The following is a 16,305-nucleotide window of genomic DNA, read 5'->3' on the forward strand; positions in this document are numbered from 1 at the left end:
ATGCTCGACTAGGTTTTCTCACCTGCATGAATAGTAAGTTGTCATCGATGGGGGATTAAAGTGCGAACTCTAACCCTAATAGGTTTACCCCACCGCTGCTAGCCATCCCCCCTTTCGAGTTTCGGCTAAACGAATCGCACGCAAACTCTTATCTGGCAAAAAATCAAGCAGCAGCCGATCGCCCATTTAAACCGACTTTACACCCGATCGCCCCACAGTCATCGCATTTCAATCAAATATTTGCAGTTAACCCTCAAAATCTCGATCGTCCAATTGCTGTAGAGATCGATCAAAGACCTTGCAGCAGCAGTAATTTACCCCGAGCTTGCAAAAATGTCAATTTGCATCCCCCATTTCTAATTCCTTGTGTTATTCTGATAATTGTGACTACTGGAATGATACTCAGAACGCAAGTTCTTTCGGTAACGCTGGCAATGGCTAGCGCACAAATCATCACCTTAAATCTTGTATTTAGGTGATGTGCGTTCAAATAAGAAGCCATTTAGCTAAACTGGAGGTGATGCCCATGATAGAAAGTAGTAAACGCATGGGTCATCAGATTGGAAACTACCGGCTGTGCGCCGGGGCCGCTCACTAGCAGTCAGCCGTCGTCTCCAACTGGAAACGACTTCCACGGGGAACCAGGCTGAGCTAGGGATTCTCCCGGCAGTCAGGTTCTAATCTGAAGACCCGCTAGACCGCTCTCACCTCAAATAGTGTTAAATCTTGAGTATTAAAACTTGAGCTTCAACTACTATTGGTGAGAGCGGATAGTTGTGTTTCAGGTCTTCTAGAGGTGGGCAGATCCATTTAACCCGGTAAATCTAGGACTTGTCCCAAATTTACAGTGTAGGGTCCATCTGGTGTTGCCGTAAGCTCGATCGATGGGGAGGTATCTCTCAAAGCTTTCCAGAAAATAGGGAAAGCGCTATTAAACACATTGTCTTGCAGGTGACTATTCCGTTACGTTTACTACAAAACTTCTGTAAGAAGCCTGATGCTTCAACGCTGGTTTTAAACGGTAGCTTATGTATTAATACCTATTACTAACGGATTATTCACGGAATTTACAAAAATTAATATTGTCTACGGATTCAGTTAATCTGCCATGGCTAAAAAAAAATTATGGCTGCCCTACTTAACCCGACTGAAATTCAAGAGCGCGCCAGTCCATTGTCAGACCCGACGGTTGAAGGCAAGCAACTGCGCTGTATCGGTTTATTTAAAGATTTTACCCTTAGCGATCGCCTTTGTGAATAAGTTGGTCGCCCCCTCAGAAGCTGCAGCACATCACCCAGACATAGAAAATTCGTAGAACCAAGTTACACTTAACTTGACAACTCACGATGCCGGAGGCTTAACTGAGAAAGACTTGGCCTGCGGCCCAAGAGATTTCTACGCTAGATTAAAAGAGTTCCTGTTAGCCCAACAAGAGCCACTGTATCTAGAGACAGTCCCCGCTCGCGGAAAGCTCGCAAAAAAAAATCGACTCGGGGTTAGCATCAGGTGTAAAAAAGTCGAGATGCCAAAAGTCCAATGTATAAAAGGCTATTCCCCATCATCCGACCATGATCGTATTTGAAAAGCCAGAGTTCAAGAACGAGTCTGCTGTAGAAAAAACCGATCTGATAGAAAAGCTTTTAGATATTGGCGCGGCTCTGTCGAGCGCCCAAGATTTGGGCGAGTTGTTAAACTTAATTTTATCCAAAAGTAGGGAAATTACCTACAGCGATGCTGGCAGCGTTTACTTAGTAGATCACAGCCAGGAAACATCTAAGCTGCTGTTCAAGGTAGCCCAAAACGGTTCTAAACCCAGACTGTCGTTTAAGGAGTTTTCCCTGCCGCTGACAGACAAAAGCTTGGCGGGATACGTGGCAATTACAGGTCAAAGTTTGAACCTGTCTGATGCCTACGACTTACCCTCCGGCGTACCCTACCAGCTAGATACCAGTTTTGACAGGGATATTAATTACCGCACTTGCTCGGTAATGGTACTGCCAATGCAAAACCGACAGGGCGAGACAATAGGCGTACTGCAACTGATCAACCGCAAAACAAAGGCAGATACGGTGCTGACAGCAGACAATGCCTGGGAATCGACGCAGCAGTATTCGGATTGGGAAGAAAGGATAGTTCGATCGCTCGCTTCTCAAGCAGCAATCTCGATCGAGCGCAATCAACTCCAAGAAAGCATAGAACATTTGTTCGAGGGCTTCGTCAAAGCCTCGGTGCAAGTCATAGAAGCCAGAGACCCCTGTACCTACGGCCATTCAGAACGAGTAGCAGCCCTCACAGTACGCCTGTCAGAAGAAGTAAACAGCGTCAGCAGCGGACGACTGCGCTCTATTTACTTTAACAACCGCCAAATTCAAGAAATTCGCTACGCCGCCCTGCTGCACGATTTTGGCAAAATCGGAGTGTCCGAAGCAGTTTTGACCAAGCAGAAAAAGCTCTACCCCGCACAGCTAGAAATCATTCGCCACCGCTTTGGCTTAGCTCAGCGGACTATGGAAATGGAATGCGTCCAGTCTAAATATAAATACTTGCTGGAGCATTCAGCCTACCGAAAACACCCGAGCCAGGAGCCAGAGTGCGCTCAATGCCAGGAAATCGAACAGCTAGACACTAAGCTAGCAGAGGCGAAAACCAGATTAGCAGAATACTGGGAAGTGCTGCTAGAGGCAAACGAGCCTCACATTTTGGCAGCAGAACCCCTAGCTCAACTGCGAGAGATTTCTCAACAAACTTACAGAGATATAGACGGCGCAAAGAAACCCCTGCTGAGCCCAGACGAGATCGTGCAATTGATGGTGTCGAGGGGCAACCTGACGCCGGAAGAACGAGCGGAGATAGAATCTCATGTAACTCACACTTATGACTTCCTCAAGCAAATTAACTGGACAAAGGATTTAAAAAATGTTCCAGAAATTGCCTACGGACATCACGAAAAACTCGACGGCACAGGCTATCCGCGAGGTTTACAAAAGTCAGAAATTCCAATTCAAGCGCAATTGATGACGATCGCCGATATTTACGACGCCCTGACAGCAGGCGATCGACCCTACAAACGAGCTTTGCGAACAGATGCAGCAATGAAAATTTTGCGGCAAGAAGCAGCTCACAACAAAATAAACGCTGATTTGTTAGAATTGTTCGACCATCGCCAAGTATTTAGCGTCCTCGGACACAACTTGGATGTTAAAGTCGAATCAGCCTAGACGAGTGCGGGGTGCTGTGCTAAAAAGTAAATAAGGCGATCGGGCGCTACCTTGTGTCATCCGTCAAATCAATCGACAGCCCAAGTCTGGTAGGGTTTTGACGCGGTTGAGTACAGGTTAGAAAACAGGCTCTGTGCAGCGGTCAGTCAGATATATACACTCGGTCAGCCAGAAAGAATCAAAAGAAAAAGTGAATTTTAGGTCTTTTTTTAGATTATGCTAGTTGAGCAACGACTGACCACATAGAAGACTAGAAAAGTTTCTCTGTAATCGGTGTGAGGATGAGAGTGAATATGTCGAAATTTTTGTGGAGTTACTTACTAATCAGCCCAGCAGTCTTAGGAGCTACCCTAGTAGTTTCTTCGAGCGCTATGGCAGCAGACGCTCAGCAGGCTGCTGATGCGCTCAAGCCCACTGGCGCCAAAGCTGAAACCGCTGAAACCTCCGAAGCGAAACTCAATGCTTTAGCTGCTGTTTCCGAAACAACCGCAGCCTCCGAGCCAGTCGAAGAAATTTCCCAAGCCTCCGCGGGCAAAGAAACCCAGGCAGCGATTGCAGATTCGGGCACGGCTGCAACTGAAAGTGCGATCGCCGCAGCCAACACAGCCCCTGCAGCGGCAAATCCCGAAGCGGCATCACAACCTACAAGTGAATCTTTAGCCGCCGCCGGGCCAACAGTCGCTCAACCAGTAGAAAATTCTGCCCCGGCAGCCCAACTAGAAACACCAGCCCCGGCAGCTACCGCTCTCCCAGAGCAAATCGGTGCAGTTCAATTAGAAACTCCAGCCCCGGCAGTGGCAGAGTCGGCAGCACAAAGTTTGCCAAAACCGGCTGAATCTGTAGCCCAAACTGTCGCACCACAAGATCAAAACCCAGCCGCCACATTAGAACAGCTCAACGAGTACAGCAGCGAAGGTGCGGCCAGCGGTGAAACTCAAGGTCAAGTTACCTCAGTATCTCAACTTTCCGACGTGCGGCCCACAGACTGGGCATTCCAAGCACTGCAATCCCTAGTTGAGCGCTACGGCTGTATTGCGGGGTATCCCGACGGCACCTTCCGTGGCAATCGGGCCATGACCCGCTACGAATTCGCAGCCGGTTTAAATGCTTGCTTAGACAAGGTTAGCGAGCTAATTAGAGGAGGCACTGGCAACTTAGCTACGAGAGATGACTTGGCAGCCCTCCAACGGCTCCAAGAAGAATTTGCAGCGGAACTGGCAACCCTGCGCGGTCGCGTCGATGCTCTGGAAGCTCGGACATCGGAACTCGAAGCCAACCAATTCTCAACCACTACCAAGCTGACTGGGGAAGCAATTTTTGCCCTCAGCGACGACTTTGGTGGCGACGTTAGAGTTTTTGGTAGAGACAACAGAAGAGTCGGCAGCAACAATAACGAAGCTGTCTTCCAACAGCGGGTGCGTCTCAATTTAAATACGAGCTTCACCGGCAGAGACTTGCTGCTGACCAGGCTTCAAGTCGGCAACGGTCGCAGCTTCAACCTTGGGGCTACCCGCGAAGGCACTCAAACTTGGAATTTTGTCGGCAGAACCGACAACGTTGTTGCCCTCGACACCTTGCTGTACAAGTTCCCCGTCGGTCAGCGACTGAACGTTACCCTTGCAGCCAACTCTGTCGTCTGGGACGACATTCTGCCGACTGTCAACCCTTACTTTGAAGACTTTGACGGCGGCAACGGGGCATTGAGTACCTTTGGACAGCGGAACCCGATTTATCGCTTGGGCGGTGGCTCAGGTATCGGCTTTGACTATGCCTTCGGTGGCAGGGGCTTGCTGGGTGGCGTGTTCGGCCCGACTTCTCTATCCTTCGGTTATTTGGCGTCAAATGCAGCCAGTCCGGCTAGGGGTGCAGGCTTGACGAACGGCGACTACGCGGCGATGGGTCAGTTGACTTTTACCCCCGGACGCAGCTTGCAAGTTGCTTTCAACTACAACCACGGTTACTTTAGCAGAGGTAACTTTGGGTTTGACAATGGTTTATCGAATGGACCAGGCAGTCTCGGCGGTTTCACCGGTACCAGCGTGGCTAATTCTCTCAACGGTTTGAGCGAAGGCTTTGACGGCTTCCGCGGTCGCAAAGTTGTCAGCAACTCCTACGGTGCTCAGGCTTCGTTGCGGCTGAGCCCGAGGTTTATCCTTGGCGGCTGGGCTGGTTTAACTAATGCCCGCATTCTCGGCATCGGCGATGCGAGAATTTGGAACTACGCTGTCACCTTGGCTTTGCCCGATTTAGGGAAAGAAGGCAACTTGCTAGGGTTCGTGGTAGGTCGTGAGCCTTACTTGGATAAACTTGAAGCTCCGAGAAGTTTGCGGAGCTTCCGCAACGATGATTCGTATCACGTCGAAGGGTTCTACAAGTTTCAGCTATCGGACAACATTTCTGTTACTCCGGGCGTGATTTGGGTGACCAATCCCAATCAAAATGACGATAACGACGACATCATTATTGGTACTCTGAGAACTACTTTCACGTTCTAAGAGCCGGTTAGAGGAGGCAGGGCGGGTCATACCCTCTCTGCTGGCAACTCTAGATGCCACGTTTAGCCCTGCCTGCTGCAGGGCTTTTTTGTGCGGTGGATGAATTGGGCGCCGAGAATCTATTAAAAATTATAAATTATAAAAAATACCCTAAAAACCCTGTGACTAGAGTCCAGGGATGAAAGGGCATGGCAGGATAAATCCTGCCTATGAGATATACCAATTACACAAATGTCTGGCCAGTGTGCTATCGTCAAAAGATTCGACAGTTGCGAATTTTGAGAAATCAAGTATCTAGCCTAACAGCAGTACGGATGCTCAAAATAATTAATCACAACCCATACTAAGGTTCTGAACTGATTAAACCGTCAGTAAAAGACGTTAAAACCTACCCCCGGACTGGAGGAAAGTCACGACCGAGGAGCTAGTTGCAAGACGCTTGATAGCAGACCGCCATTTTTGGCAAAAGGATTGCGCCCGGAAACCCTGGCAATAGGGATATTAAGGCCCGAAAGTCTTAAGAATCCCCGTCGCATTAGCGCGGGGAATGTCAACAGTCATAGACGCAGAAACCGGGTTTCTTGAGGTAATGCCGTCGTGGAAGCAGAGGGAGTCGAAACTACCAACTGGTTTTCACAGAAGCGTTAGGACGATCGTCCTAACGCTTCTGTGATGAAAGTCGATTAAGTTCAGTGGAAAACCGGGGTATAATAAAAGGTAAAGTTAGGATTGAGAATTGGGAACTCAATATTGAGTAGACTTTTAACATCTGACTTCGGAGTTGATAATTCTGATATTTGAAGCAATTATGGTAGAACTCTCCTGTAAAAGCGAATACGCAATCTTAGCTTTGCTGGAGCTTGCCGATTGCTACGATGAAGGCGAGCCTCTGCAAATTCGCCAGATAGCGGCTCAGCAAAATATTCCCGATCGATATTTAGAGCAGTTGCTCGCTACTATGAGACGCTGCGGGCTCATTCGCAGCCAGCGAGGAGCTAAGGGAGGTTATATCTTGGCGAGGGAACCCTGGAAAATTACACTCCTAGAAATTATCAACTGTCTCGAAGGCTCAGATTTCGATCGCTCTGAAAAAGACTCGCCCGCTCAAACTGTAGAAAGTGCGGTGATTTGGGAAGTTTGGCAAGAAGCCCGATCAATTGCCAACTCAGTGTTGCAAAAATACACGCTACAGGATCTGTGCGAAAAGCGCAATGGCAGACGGCAGCTCGATATCATGTATTACATCTAGTTAATATTCCCCACTAGGAATTAACATTTACTTTCAACCACAAACTGACAAAAATTATGCGTATTGCTGGCGACATTACAGAATTGGTAGGGCGGACGCCCCTGGTGCAACTCAACCGCATTCCCCAAGCTGAAGGCTGCGTGGCCCGGATTGTGGTAAAACTCGAAGGCATGAATCCGGCATCATCGGTGAAAGACCGCATCGGTGTCAATATGGTCAATCAAGCCGAGGCCGAAGGGCTGATTACTCCTGGGAAAACGGTTTTAGTGGAACCGACTTCTGGCAATACCGGAATTGCTCTGGCAATGGTGGCGGCGGCTAAGGGCTACCAGTTGATTTTGACGATGCCGGATACGATGAGCACGGAACGCCGATCGATGCTGCGAGCTTACGGGGCCCAACTAGAACTGACTCCGGGAATTGAGGGCATGAGCGGCTGCATCCGCCGCGCTCAAGAGATTGTGGACAAAACTCCCAATGCGTATATGTTGCAGCAGTTTCGCAATCCAGCGAACCCGCAGGTCCACCGTTCGACAACGGCTGAGGAAATTTGGCAAGATACAGACGGCGAGGTTGATTTCCTGATTTCGGGAGTCGGCACCGGCGGTACGATTACGGGTGTCGCAGAGGTGATTAAGTCGCGGAAACCCGGATTTAAGGCGATCGCCGTTGAGCCGGCTAATAGTCAGATACTGTCGGGCGGAAAGCCAGGACCTCACAAAATTCAAGGTATCGGTGCTGGTTTTGTGCCGCCGGTGCTGAATGTGGATTCGATCGACGAAATTATAGTTGTTACGGATGATGACGCGATCGCCTACGGCCGCCGCTTGGCCAGAGAAGAAGGACTTTTGTCCGGTATTTCCAGCGGTGCGGCACTATGTGCTGCTGTGAAAGTCGGCAAGCGTCCGGAAAATGCAGGGAAATTGATTGTGATGATTCAGCCTAGCTTCGGCGAACGCTATCTGAGCACTCCCTTGTTCCAAGATCCAGAACTCAATCTGGCGATGGCCCTCAACTAGGTCGATCGCGGGTTAGAATCGCAGCAATGGAAAACAGGGCGTTACAAAAGTACGCCCTGCTTTCCATTTTGGCGACTGCTATAATCCAATGCCTACAAACTCACGCCTCTTAGAGAGTCTACACTTGAGAAAGGATAAAGCCGCGCCGCTGCATTAAAAGCTGTATCGGGAAAATCGCTAAACAAACCGTCTACACCTAAGCGGTAAAATTGTTCGTACTCCAAAGCTGGATTACCGCCATACTCGGAAGCCAAATAAGTAGGAGATTCATTGCGGAAAGTGTAAGGGTGAACTAATAAGCCAGCCTGGTGAGCATCGGTTATTAAACTATTAGCTGGCTGTAATTTCTTATCTGCACCTTCGACAACTATTGTCCGCTTCCAAGGCCCTATTCCGTCCGCATAGGTTTTGATTTCAGCTAACCCTTGGGTTGTCATTAAATCGCGGTAGGTACGGCGATCGCCACTCACTACAAAATCATAAGGTTTTGCTCCAAAGTCATCCATTAACTGCACCAGCGGCAAGTCGGTCAAGCGATTTAACTCTTTGAGATTCCCCACTTCAAAGGATTGGATAAACACCGGATCTGTGCGTTTGGTATATCCATTAGCAGACACCACTTGCACTAACCGCTGCTCTAAAGGCAAATTAACTGACTTAAAATAAGTCGGGTGTTTTGTCTCTGGATAAATTCCAACTGTCCGCCCTTTTTCGGCACTTTTGCGCTTAGCTAAATCAATTACTTCTTGAAGTGTAGGAACCTGAAATTGACCGTCAAATGCTGTCCCCCGCAACTCTGGCAACCGTTCTCGCGCCCGCAAACTTTTGATTTCGGCTAAGGTCAAATCTTCTGTAAACCAACCTTCTACTTCTTGACCGTCAATTGTCTTTTTGCGTTTGCGATCGGCAAATTCCGGTCGTTTTGCAATATCCGTCGTCCCCGAAATTTCATTTTCGTGGCGGGCAATTAACACTCCATCTTTAGTGGAAACTACGTCAGGTTCAATGAAATCTGCACCCATCTCGACTGCCAATTCGTAGGCAGCTAGGGTATGTTCGGGGCGGTAGCCGCTTGCGCCGCGATGTCCGATAATTAAAGGGCGGCGGGGTAGTTCAACAAAATTGTTTTGGTTAATAGCTTGTACTCCATTTATCGTTGCCAACAATGTGCCATCTCGGAGGCTAATTGCTGTATTTGTCGCGGTGGTAGTAATCAACAAATCCGAGAATTGAAGTCGATCTCCCAAAGTTAAGTGATCGCCCGCTCCAAAATCAGTAATAATATCAGCACCCTGAGTACGGCGCAACAAAAACGTATCATTTCCGACACCGCCAGTGAGAGTATCTAAACCTTTGTCTCCACTGAGAAAATCCTCCCCATCTCCGCCTAGCAATATATCATTACCTTGACCACCAATTAGGGTGTCATTTCCTCCACCACCAGACAGTGTATCATTACCAGAATTCCCATTAATTTGCTCTGAATCAACACTTCCCACAATATTGTCGTTACCGCCCAGCGCCGAAATCCCCCCCAGTATTCCCTTGAGTGATCCAGGAGTAACGGTGAAATTGTCCTCGCTGTTTGTCAGTAAAAAAGACTCAGATTGTAGCAGTGAAGCTGTGCGAACAGATAAATCCTGAGTCTCCTTGTCTTCAGATGGATGTAGATCGGTATCTTTGAGGTTGCTGTCGATCGCTGGAACTCCACCCTCAAGGTTGGAAGCATGGATAATTTGCAGTTTAAGTGCCATGATTTTGATTTCCCTGAGTGACTCAAAGATAATTACTTTGACTTTCTGTTAAGGTCACTAAAAAACTATCACGACAAGATTAAGTAATTACTATCCATTGCTTAATTTTTAGTTATGCAAAGGCAAAAAAAATGATCGGGCGGTTTTGAACAAGCTTGATACCAATTTTTTATGAGCCTGCATGGAATCTGATCCCCCCTAACCCCCCTTAATAAGGGGGGGAAAAGATTCTTCTCAAAGTCCCCCTTATTAAGGGGGATTTAGGGGGATCGAGATATGTGCAACTACCCATTAAATTGGTATGAGGTACTCACCCGCACCAACACGCAATTAGCAATTTGCCAACCGATGAGTATAACGGATTGGAAGGATGTAATATAGCAACCGCCTTGGCGGTTAATACATAGTAATGGCAGTAGGGTGTTGCTGCGGGTGAGATTTCTCCTAATGGGATGAGATGATAGTAGCGCCCGCCCTACAATAATTTTTCCTAACCGATTTGACGACTGCTATAATTTTAAAACTGAGGTTTTTTAGTTACACTTGACATTTTTTTATATCAAGTAAATAGCTATTGTCTTAGCAAATTATGAAACTCTTGTCAAGCACTTTTTCGCAGATTATCCAGATTTCAAGGAAATAACAGCGTGTCTTCCGTTATCAATCACTACAAAACCCTAAAGATTAGCCCAACCGCAACACAAGCCGAGATTAAACAAGCATACCGCCGTTTAGTCAAAATATTTCATCCAGACAGCCACAGTTCCAAAGCCGATCACGAAGAGATTGTCCGCCTCAATGCAGCCTATGAAATATTAGGAGACGCCCAGCGCAGACAATCTTACGATCGCCAATTTTCCGAGCAAACCGAACATCAATCACCAGTCGCACCAAACGTCAGCCGCCAGCAAACACAAACAGCACGGGACGCTGACGAACAAATGGAACAGTGGGTGATTAAAGTATACAAACCCGTCAATAAAATGCTCAACAGCATCTTGAAGCCGCTTAAAAAGGAAATAGACGAGTTGTCCGCAGATCCGTTTGATGACGAACTGATAGAAAAGTTTCAACTTTATATCGAAACCAGCCGCGAGTTTCTCAAAAAAGCTCATAACTTTTTTACATCGATGCCCAATCCCTCTAATGTAGCCGGAGTTGCGGCTCATCTCTACTACTGCATCAATCAAGTCGGAGACGGCATAGAAGAATTGCAGCTATTTACCCTCAATTATGACGATCGCCACTTGCACACAGGTCAAGAACTGTTTAGAATTGCCGCTAGACTGCGACGGGAAGCACAGGATGAATTAAAATTTAAAAGTTAGTTAGTCAAGGAGAGGGGGAGAGGGGAGAGTGGGAGAGTGGGAGAGTGGGAGAGTGGGAGAGTGGGAGAATTGCCCAATTACCAATTCCCAATTCCCAATTTCCAATTCCCTCAACATTCATCCGTTAAATCCGTTAAATCCCGATTCACTGCGCGTTGCCGAACTTCCTTCCCGTATCAAATTCCAAAAAGAACTTGAATTCGCTTGCGAATTTTAAGAAAAGGAGTTTGTTCCAGAGATTCGTCATCTAACAATCCCAAATCTCTCAAAGCTTGCTGGCGTTCCGACAATTTTTGAGCAATCTGATCTGCTAAATTCGGCTGTTCTATTAAAAGTTTTTGCAAGTCGTGGCGTTCCACCACAAACAAAATTGCATCTTCGCGAGTTTTAACAGTCGCCGTTCTCGGAGTTCCCAACAGCAAAGATATTTCCCCAAAAAACTCGCCCTCGTGAAGCGTAGCAATATACTTATCGGCTTTTTGAGAAAGAACTTCTACAGTACCCGAAAGAATAATATAAAAAGAATCGCCAGGGTCCTCTTCTTTACATACAACTTGTTCCGCTGGAAACAGTTGTCGATAGCCGTATTCAATTAACTGTCGCAGTTCTAAATCCGTGCACTGTTCAAAATAAGTTACTCGCCGCAACAAATCTCGCAGCGTCCAATTACTAGGCGATTTAGACCCTGATTTTTTTTGCTCAGAAACTGTGGGATTAGATTTGAGTTCTGCTGAATGTTTTGCAGTCTGCGGAAAAAGTTGGCCGTTGGAATTATCATCTTTGTTGTTGTGAAAAAATTGAGTTAACTCTTTCGGGTTTCGCAGCCACAAATCCCGCTGGGGAAAGGGAATTTCGATATTTCGGTGGCGAAATTCGTAATCTATTAAAAAATTCACGGCGCTTTTAATGGCATCGCTTTCCTGTGGCTGGTCAATCCAAACTAAAAGTTCAAAATTTAAAGCGTTATCTCCAAAACCGCGAAACCATACTTTAGGAGAAGGATGGGACAAGACATTCGATTCCATCCGCGCCGCAATTAACAGCGCTTCTGTAACTATTACTGGGTCAGATCCGTAAGCAACGCCGACGGGGATGTGGAGGCGGCATCTGGGGTCTCTGTAACTCCAGTTAATAATGTTTGTTTCGACAAATTTAATATTTGGTATGATTACAAACAGTCCGTCAATTGTTTTGATAATTGTGGAGCGGATGGAAATTGTTTCTACTGTTCCTAATAAATTGTCTATTTCAATAAAGTCTCCGACTCTAATTTGGTGTTCAAATAGCAGGGTGAGACCGCTGATAAAGTTGCTGGCGAGATTTTGCAAGCCGAAGCCGAAACCAATGCCGACAACGCCAGCTAAGACGGTGAGAGAAGTGAGGTTGATGCCGGCACCTTGCAGGACGATTATACAGCCAAGAGTTGTTAAAATATAGCTAGTGATGGTGGAAATTGCTTCTCGACTGCCGCGATCCAATCCCATACGAACTAGCAGGCTGCGCTTGATTCCTTCACTGATAATCTTAGCTATAATGAAGGCAAATATAGCTAAAACTATCATTTTGACGATCGCACTGATAGACAGATGAGTGTCGCCGATATAGAATAGCGGGGTTGTCATCGCACCCCAGAAATGTTCAACAAAGCGATCTGTTCGTACAGTAATCCAATTCATTAATATTTGGTAATAGATAATTGGTGATTGATAATGGGTGATGAGTTTTGAGCGCAACTGAACGCCAAACTGCTAACTATTGCAGAGCTTAGGCGAAAAACTCGAGCGGTGGAGTGCCCTGTGTTGCAAAAAAGGTGGATTCCCTTTCGGATAAATCCGCACGCGCGTACTTTCTCAAAGGCTGGTAACTGATGGGTTAGTAACAGATGGCGAAAAACTATTTTGTAGCGGTATTTTCTGCCGGATATCTGTGTTGTGGCGTAAGATGGGCCCGGCGGCTCGATCGATCGACGACGTGTTGCCAATATCTGGAAAATTGGTAGAAATTCATTTAGAGCACCCTCAAATTATTGAAAAATTCCAGCAAAAATTAGTTTATCCTTAAGAAGTAAGTCCTTTACAGAACTTAACAAGCTTACCTTACTTGACTTTTATGCAGTGCATCATCAATCGTCGGGCACAGTTTTCGGCGAGTCACCGGTACTGGCTGCCGGAATTGAGCGAAGCCGAGAACTTTGAACGGTTTGGCCCAACTGCCCGCGCACCGGGACACGGACACAATTACGTCCTTTACGTTTCCATGATAGGAGAACTCGACGAGTACGGCATGGTGCTCAACCTGTCTGATGTCAAGCACGTCATCAAGCGGGAAGTTACCAAGGATCTCGATTTTTCCTTTCTCAACGAAGCGTGGCCGGAATTTGAGCAGACTCTGCCAACTACTGAAAACATAGCACGGCAAATTTGGCTGCGCCTAGCCCCTCATTTGCCTGTGACCAAAATTCAATTGTTTGAACATCCCGAACTTTGGGCTGAATATTTAGGAAACGGAATGGAAGCTTATTTAACTTTGTCTACTCATTTTAGCGCGGCCCATCGGTTGGCTCGTCCCGATTTGAGCTTTGAAGAAAACTCGGAAATTTACGGCAAATGTGCTCGTCCGAACGGTCACGGTCACAACTATCATTTAGAGGTGACTGTTAAAGGGGAAATTGATGCGCGGACTGGCATGATTGCTGATTTGGGAGCTTTGCAAAAAGCGGTTGACGATTATGTTGTTGAACCTTTCGATCACACTTTTTTAAATAAGGATATTGCTTATTTTGAGAAGGTTGTGCCGACTGCGGAGAATATTGCTGTTCGGATCGGGCAATTGTTGCTTGCGCCTGTTCGGGAATTGGGCGCAGAGTTGCACAAGATTAAGCTGATTGAAAGTCCGAATAATAGCTGTGAAATTTTCGGCGCTGATTTAGAGGAAGTGGCGACTGAACGTCAGCAGCCGGAAGCGATTTTAGCTGGGGTTTAGAGCTGAATATCTGCTGGTAGATTCACGAGTCTTCTCTGTAGATCCGAGAGTCCGGCAGTGCGATAGTCCGACAGGGGTGTTCAACCCCTGTCTCATAGCTAAAGTCCTCTGAAAGAAAACTACAATTAATTATATTTTCCTTGAGAAGTTGGCTCATTTTTAGCTGATTCCAGACCATTATACTTTTGTGAGAACTTCAGAGCGATCGCCTGGAGAATCCTCAAAGATTGCGCCTTGTTTAATCAGGTCTTGCTTCATCGATTCAGAAAAGCCTAAGTTCGAGCTGAATCGGGCTTTCTCAACCTTAGTCTTACTCAGGTTGGCATCAATCAGGTCGGCACCACTGAGGTTGGCACCACTGAGGTTGGCACCACTGAGGTCGGCACCACTGAGGTCGGCACCACTGAGGTTGGCACCACTCAGGTCGGCATGAATGCGGTAGGCACGAATCCGGTCACCAATCAGGCTGGCACCACTGAGGTTGGCACCACTGAGGTTGGCACCAATCAGGTTGACACCAATCAGGTTGGCATCAATCAGGTCGGCGCCACTGAGGTCGGCACTTGTGAGGTCGGCACTTCTGAGGTTGGCACCACTGAGGTAGGCACGAATCAGGTTGGCACCACTGAGGTTGGCACCAATCAGGTTGGCACCAATCAGGTAGGCACTCATCAGGTAGGCACCACTCAGGTCGGCACTTCTGAGGTCAGCGCCACTGAGGTAGGCACTCATCAGGTTGGCATCAATCAGGTTGGCACCACTGAGGTCGGCACCACTGAGGTCGGCACTTGTCAGGTTGGCACCACTGAGGTCGGCACCGCTGAGGTCGGCACTTCTCAGGTTGGCACCACTCAGGTTGGCATATCTCAGGTCGGCATCACTTAAGTCAAACCCACTTAAGTTTCGATCTCTAATTCCCTGAATAACAATCTCTCGTACTAGACACCACTTATTATTGAGTTCGTTTCTTTCGTCATCCTCTGAACTTTCACTCAAAATTTGAACATCTTCAACAGGAAAACCGCTTACTTCTTTTAATTCTCCTGATTTAATGCCAGATACAAGCCGATCGATATCCTCTTGAGAACCCTCTACAGTTAATCGGATGCTGCCCTCTTTAATATCAGTAATTTTTAGAGTTTCTCCTGAATATTTTCGTAAATTCCATTCAATCCGACTTAAAGTCTCGCATGATTTTATATCACCTATCCATTTTATTTTAGCTTTAATTGTATGAGTTTTTTCATCTCTTACAGTCACTTGACGGTAAAATGTTTGTGTGTGCATTTTCTCCCAGCCTTCATTAATATCAGGGTTTATGCAATACTTTGTTTCTGGTATCTTAGAGTTTTTTTCTTCTGATATTCCTGCTATTTTCGTCCAATCTAACTTTAGTTCGTGACATATCTTCTTAAAGGAATCAAGCTGAATAAGCCGGCACTGAAAAAACTTGGTAATTGTACGGCGTGATAAAAGCTGAGCTTTGGCAAAGTTAATTTTTGAATCAAATCCTAGCCTGATCAGAGCGTTTTCTGCTATTTTTACACCTTCTGAAGATGGGGGGATAGTTATCTTCTTCTTTTTTCTCATGCTTAGGTTAGTCATAATGTGGAGAGTCTTTTGAGACGATCGCTTACAAAATCGAAACTAGAGCCTAGGACAATCATAGAGCAAGCACAAGAGAGCGACAAGTAAATTATTGTGTAGTCAGGGTTTCAAGCATTTTGCTTCAGACTAGAAGTATAAAGTTTAGGCTCAACGAAATCTATGAATAACCAGCCAATCACCGATTCTGACTCCACAATAGAAATGATTATTGCCAAAGAACGATTGCGCCAAGCCCACCATAGTTTTAACTTGGCCTTTGTAACGACCGCAGCCTATGTCTTCATCAGCTTTGCAGGAGTTGGGCTTGTACTTCTGGGCAAAGCTGATTAGGGAACTATCACGGCAACTCTCCGGTCTACTAGCATCAACTGCTTATTGTCTCGAGCTGTCCCAAGATGCCAATGATAGACTTGATAAGGTTGCTTCTGATCTCAACGACGATCGATAGCGGGTGGATTGCTGATAATTAGAGCAATAGGACTGAGGCAACAATCATCAGGATCGGGGCAACCACGGCGGGATTGCCCCTACAAAACGCGCTTATTCAGAGCAAAATACCATCGATCGCACTTTTTTAAATAAGGATCGCGAATTAAATAACTTACAATTTTAATTGTTATTGTGGGATGGGCGTCCCGCCCGTCCTTTTTTG

At 46.7% G+C, this 16,305-nt stretch carries 11 protein-coding genes and 1 pseudogene; 9 read left to right on the forward strand and 3 right to left on the reverse strand.

Annotated features, from left to right (window positions below; all coding sequences use genetic code 11):
• Positions 1-1,125 precede the first annotated feature (1,125 nt).
• The 5 genes and pseudogenes from ACUVJL_RS38315 (at position 1,126) to cysK (ending at position 7,981) form a co-directional block, all read left to right on the forward strand.
• Positions 1,126-1,409: pseudogene (locus tag ACUVJL_RS38315) on the forward strand (4a-hydroxytetrahydrobiopterin dehydratase).
• Positions 1,410-1,568: 159 nt separating this feature from the next.
• Positions 1,569-3,218 (forward strand): HD domain-containing phosphohydrolase, encoded by a 1,650-nt coding sequence (locus ACUVJL_RS38320; RefSeq protein ID WP_445250591.1) that lies wholly within the window; start codon positions 1,569-1,571, stop codon positions 3,216-3,218.
• A gap of 293 nt (positions 3,219-3,511) precedes the next feature.
• Positions 3,512-5,713, forward strand: coding sequence for an iron uptake porin (locus ACUVJL_RS38325; protein ID WP_445250592.1), 2,202 nt, complete (start codon positions 3,512-3,514; stop codon positions 5,711-5,713).
• Positions 5,714-6,521: 808 nt separating this feature from the next.
• Complete coding sequence (locus ACUVJL_RS38330) at positions 6,522-6,962, forward strand: Rrf2 family transcriptional regulator (protein ID WP_332959332.1); 441 nt, start codon at positions 6,522-6,524, stop codon at positions 6,960-6,962.
• 56 nt (positions 6,963-7,018) lie between these two features.
• Positions 7,019-7,981 (forward strand): cysteine synthase A, encoded by a 963-nt coding sequence (cysK, locus tag ACUVJL_RS38335; protein ID WP_445250593.1) that lies wholly within the window; start codon positions 7,019-7,021, stop codon positions 7,979-7,981.
• A 92-nt stretch (positions 7,982-8,073) separates the two neighbouring features.
• Here the strand turns inward: cysK and ACUVJL_RS38340 are convergent, their stop codons facing one another.
• Positions 8,074-9,735, reverse strand: coding sequence for a glycerophosphodiester phosphodiesterase family protein (locus ACUVJL_RS38340; RefSeq protein WP_445250594.1), 1,662 nt, complete (start codon positions 9,733-9,735; stop codon positions 8,074-8,076).
• A 647-nt stretch (positions 9,736-10,382) separates the two neighbouring features.
• On the opposite strand from ACUVJL_RS38340, the gene ACUVJL_RS38345 reads away from it, so the two are divergent.
• Positions 10,383-11,063, forward strand: coding sequence for a J domain-containing protein (locus tag ACUVJL_RS38345; protein WP_445250595.1), 681 nt, complete (start codon positions 10,383-10,385; stop codon positions 11,061-11,063).
• Positions 11,064-11,239: 176 nt separating this feature from the next.
• Here ACUVJL_RS38345 and ACUVJL_RS38350 read toward each other — a convergent pair whose 3' ends face one another.
• On the reverse strand, positions 11,240-12,739 hold the full coding sequence (locus ACUVJL_RS38350; protein WP_445250596.1) for a cyclic nucleotide-binding domain-containing protein: 1,500 nt from the start codon (positions 12,737-12,739) through the stop codon (positions 11,240-11,242).
• Between the two features lie 250 nt (positions 12,740-12,989).
• On the opposite strand from ACUVJL_RS38350, the gene ACUVJL_RS38355 reads away from it, so the two are divergent.
• The gene (locus ACUVJL_RS38355; RefSeq protein ID WP_445250597.1) at positions 12,990-13,124 is read left to right on the forward strand and encodes a hypothetical protein; all 135 of its coding nucleotides are present in this window, start codon (positions 12,990-12,992) and stop codon (positions 13,122-13,124) included.
• A 48-nt stretch (positions 13,125-13,172) separates the two neighbouring features.
• Complete coding sequence (locus tag ACUVJL_RS38360) at positions 13,173-14,045, forward strand: 6-carboxytetrahydropterin synthase (RefSeq protein ID WP_445250598.1); 873 nt, start codon at positions 13,173-13,175, stop codon at positions 14,043-14,045.
• Positions 14,046-14,222: 177 nt separating this feature from the next.
• On the opposite strand, the gene ACUVJL_RS38365 is transcribed toward ACUVJL_RS38360, so the two are convergent.
• Positions 14,223-15,650 (reverse strand): pentapeptide repeat-containing protein, encoded by a 1,428-nt coding sequence (locus ACUVJL_RS38365; RefSeq protein ID WP_445250599.1) that lies wholly within the window; start codon positions 15,648-15,650, stop codon positions 14,223-14,225.
• Between the two features lie 162 nt (positions 15,651-15,812).
• Here ACUVJL_RS38365 and ACUVJL_RS38370 point away from each other — a divergent pair, with 162 nt between their 5' ends.
• Positions 15,813-15,983, forward strand: coding sequence for a TRADD-N-associated membrane domain-containing protein (locus ACUVJL_RS38370; protein ID WP_445250600.1), 171 nt, complete (start codon positions 15,813-15,815; stop codon positions 15,981-15,983).
• The last annotated feature ends 322 nt before the right edge of the window (positions 15,984-16,305 follow it).

This window comes from Microcoleus sp. OTE_8_concoct_300, from assembly GCF_031383065.1.
Taxonomy (GTDB): Bacteria; Cyanobacteriota; Cyanobacteriia; order Cyanobacteriales; family Microcoleaceae; genus Microcoleus.

What these genes read in the sequence shown, in the direction of transcription:
- ACUVJL_RS38320 (WP_445250591.1), top strand. Translation starts at nt 1,569, where the DNA reads ATGATCGTATTTGAAAAGCCAGAGTTCAAGAACGAGTCTGCTGTAGAA.
- ACUVJL_RS38325 (WP_445250592.1), top strand. Translation starts at nt 3,512, where the DNA reads ATGTCGAAATTTTTGTGGAGTTACTTACTAATCAGCCCAGCAGTCTTA.
- ACUVJL_RS38330 (WP_332959332.1), top strand. Translation starts at nt 6,522, where the DNA reads ATGGTAGAACTCTCCTGTAAAAGCGAATACGCAATCTTAGCTTTGCTG.
- cysK (WP_445250593.1), top strand. Translation starts at nt 7,019, where the DNA reads ATGCGTATTGCTGGCGACATTACAGAATTGGTAGGGCGGACGCCCCTG.
- ACUVJL_RS38340 (WP_445250594.1), bottom strand. Translation starts at nt 9,735, where the DNA reads ATGGCACTTAAACTGCAAATTATCCATGCTTCCAACCTTGAGGGTGGA.
- ACUVJL_RS38350 (WP_445250596.1), bottom strand. Translation starts at nt 12,739, where the DNA reads ATGAATTGGATTACTGTACGAACAGATCGCTTTGTTGAACATTTCTGG.
- ACUVJL_RS38360 (WP_445250598.1), top strand. Translation starts at nt 13,173, where the DNA reads ATGCAGTGCATCATCAATCGTCGGGCACAGTTTTCGGCGAGTCACCGG.
- ACUVJL_RS38365 (WP_445250599.1), bottom strand. Translation starts at nt 15,650, where the DNA reads ATGACTAACCTAAGCATGAGAAAAAAGAAGAAGATAACTATCCCCCCA.
- ACUVJL_RS38370 (WP_445250600.1), top strand. Translation starts at nt 15,813, where the DNA reads ATGAATAACCAGCCAATCACCGATTCTGACTCCACAATAGAAATGATT.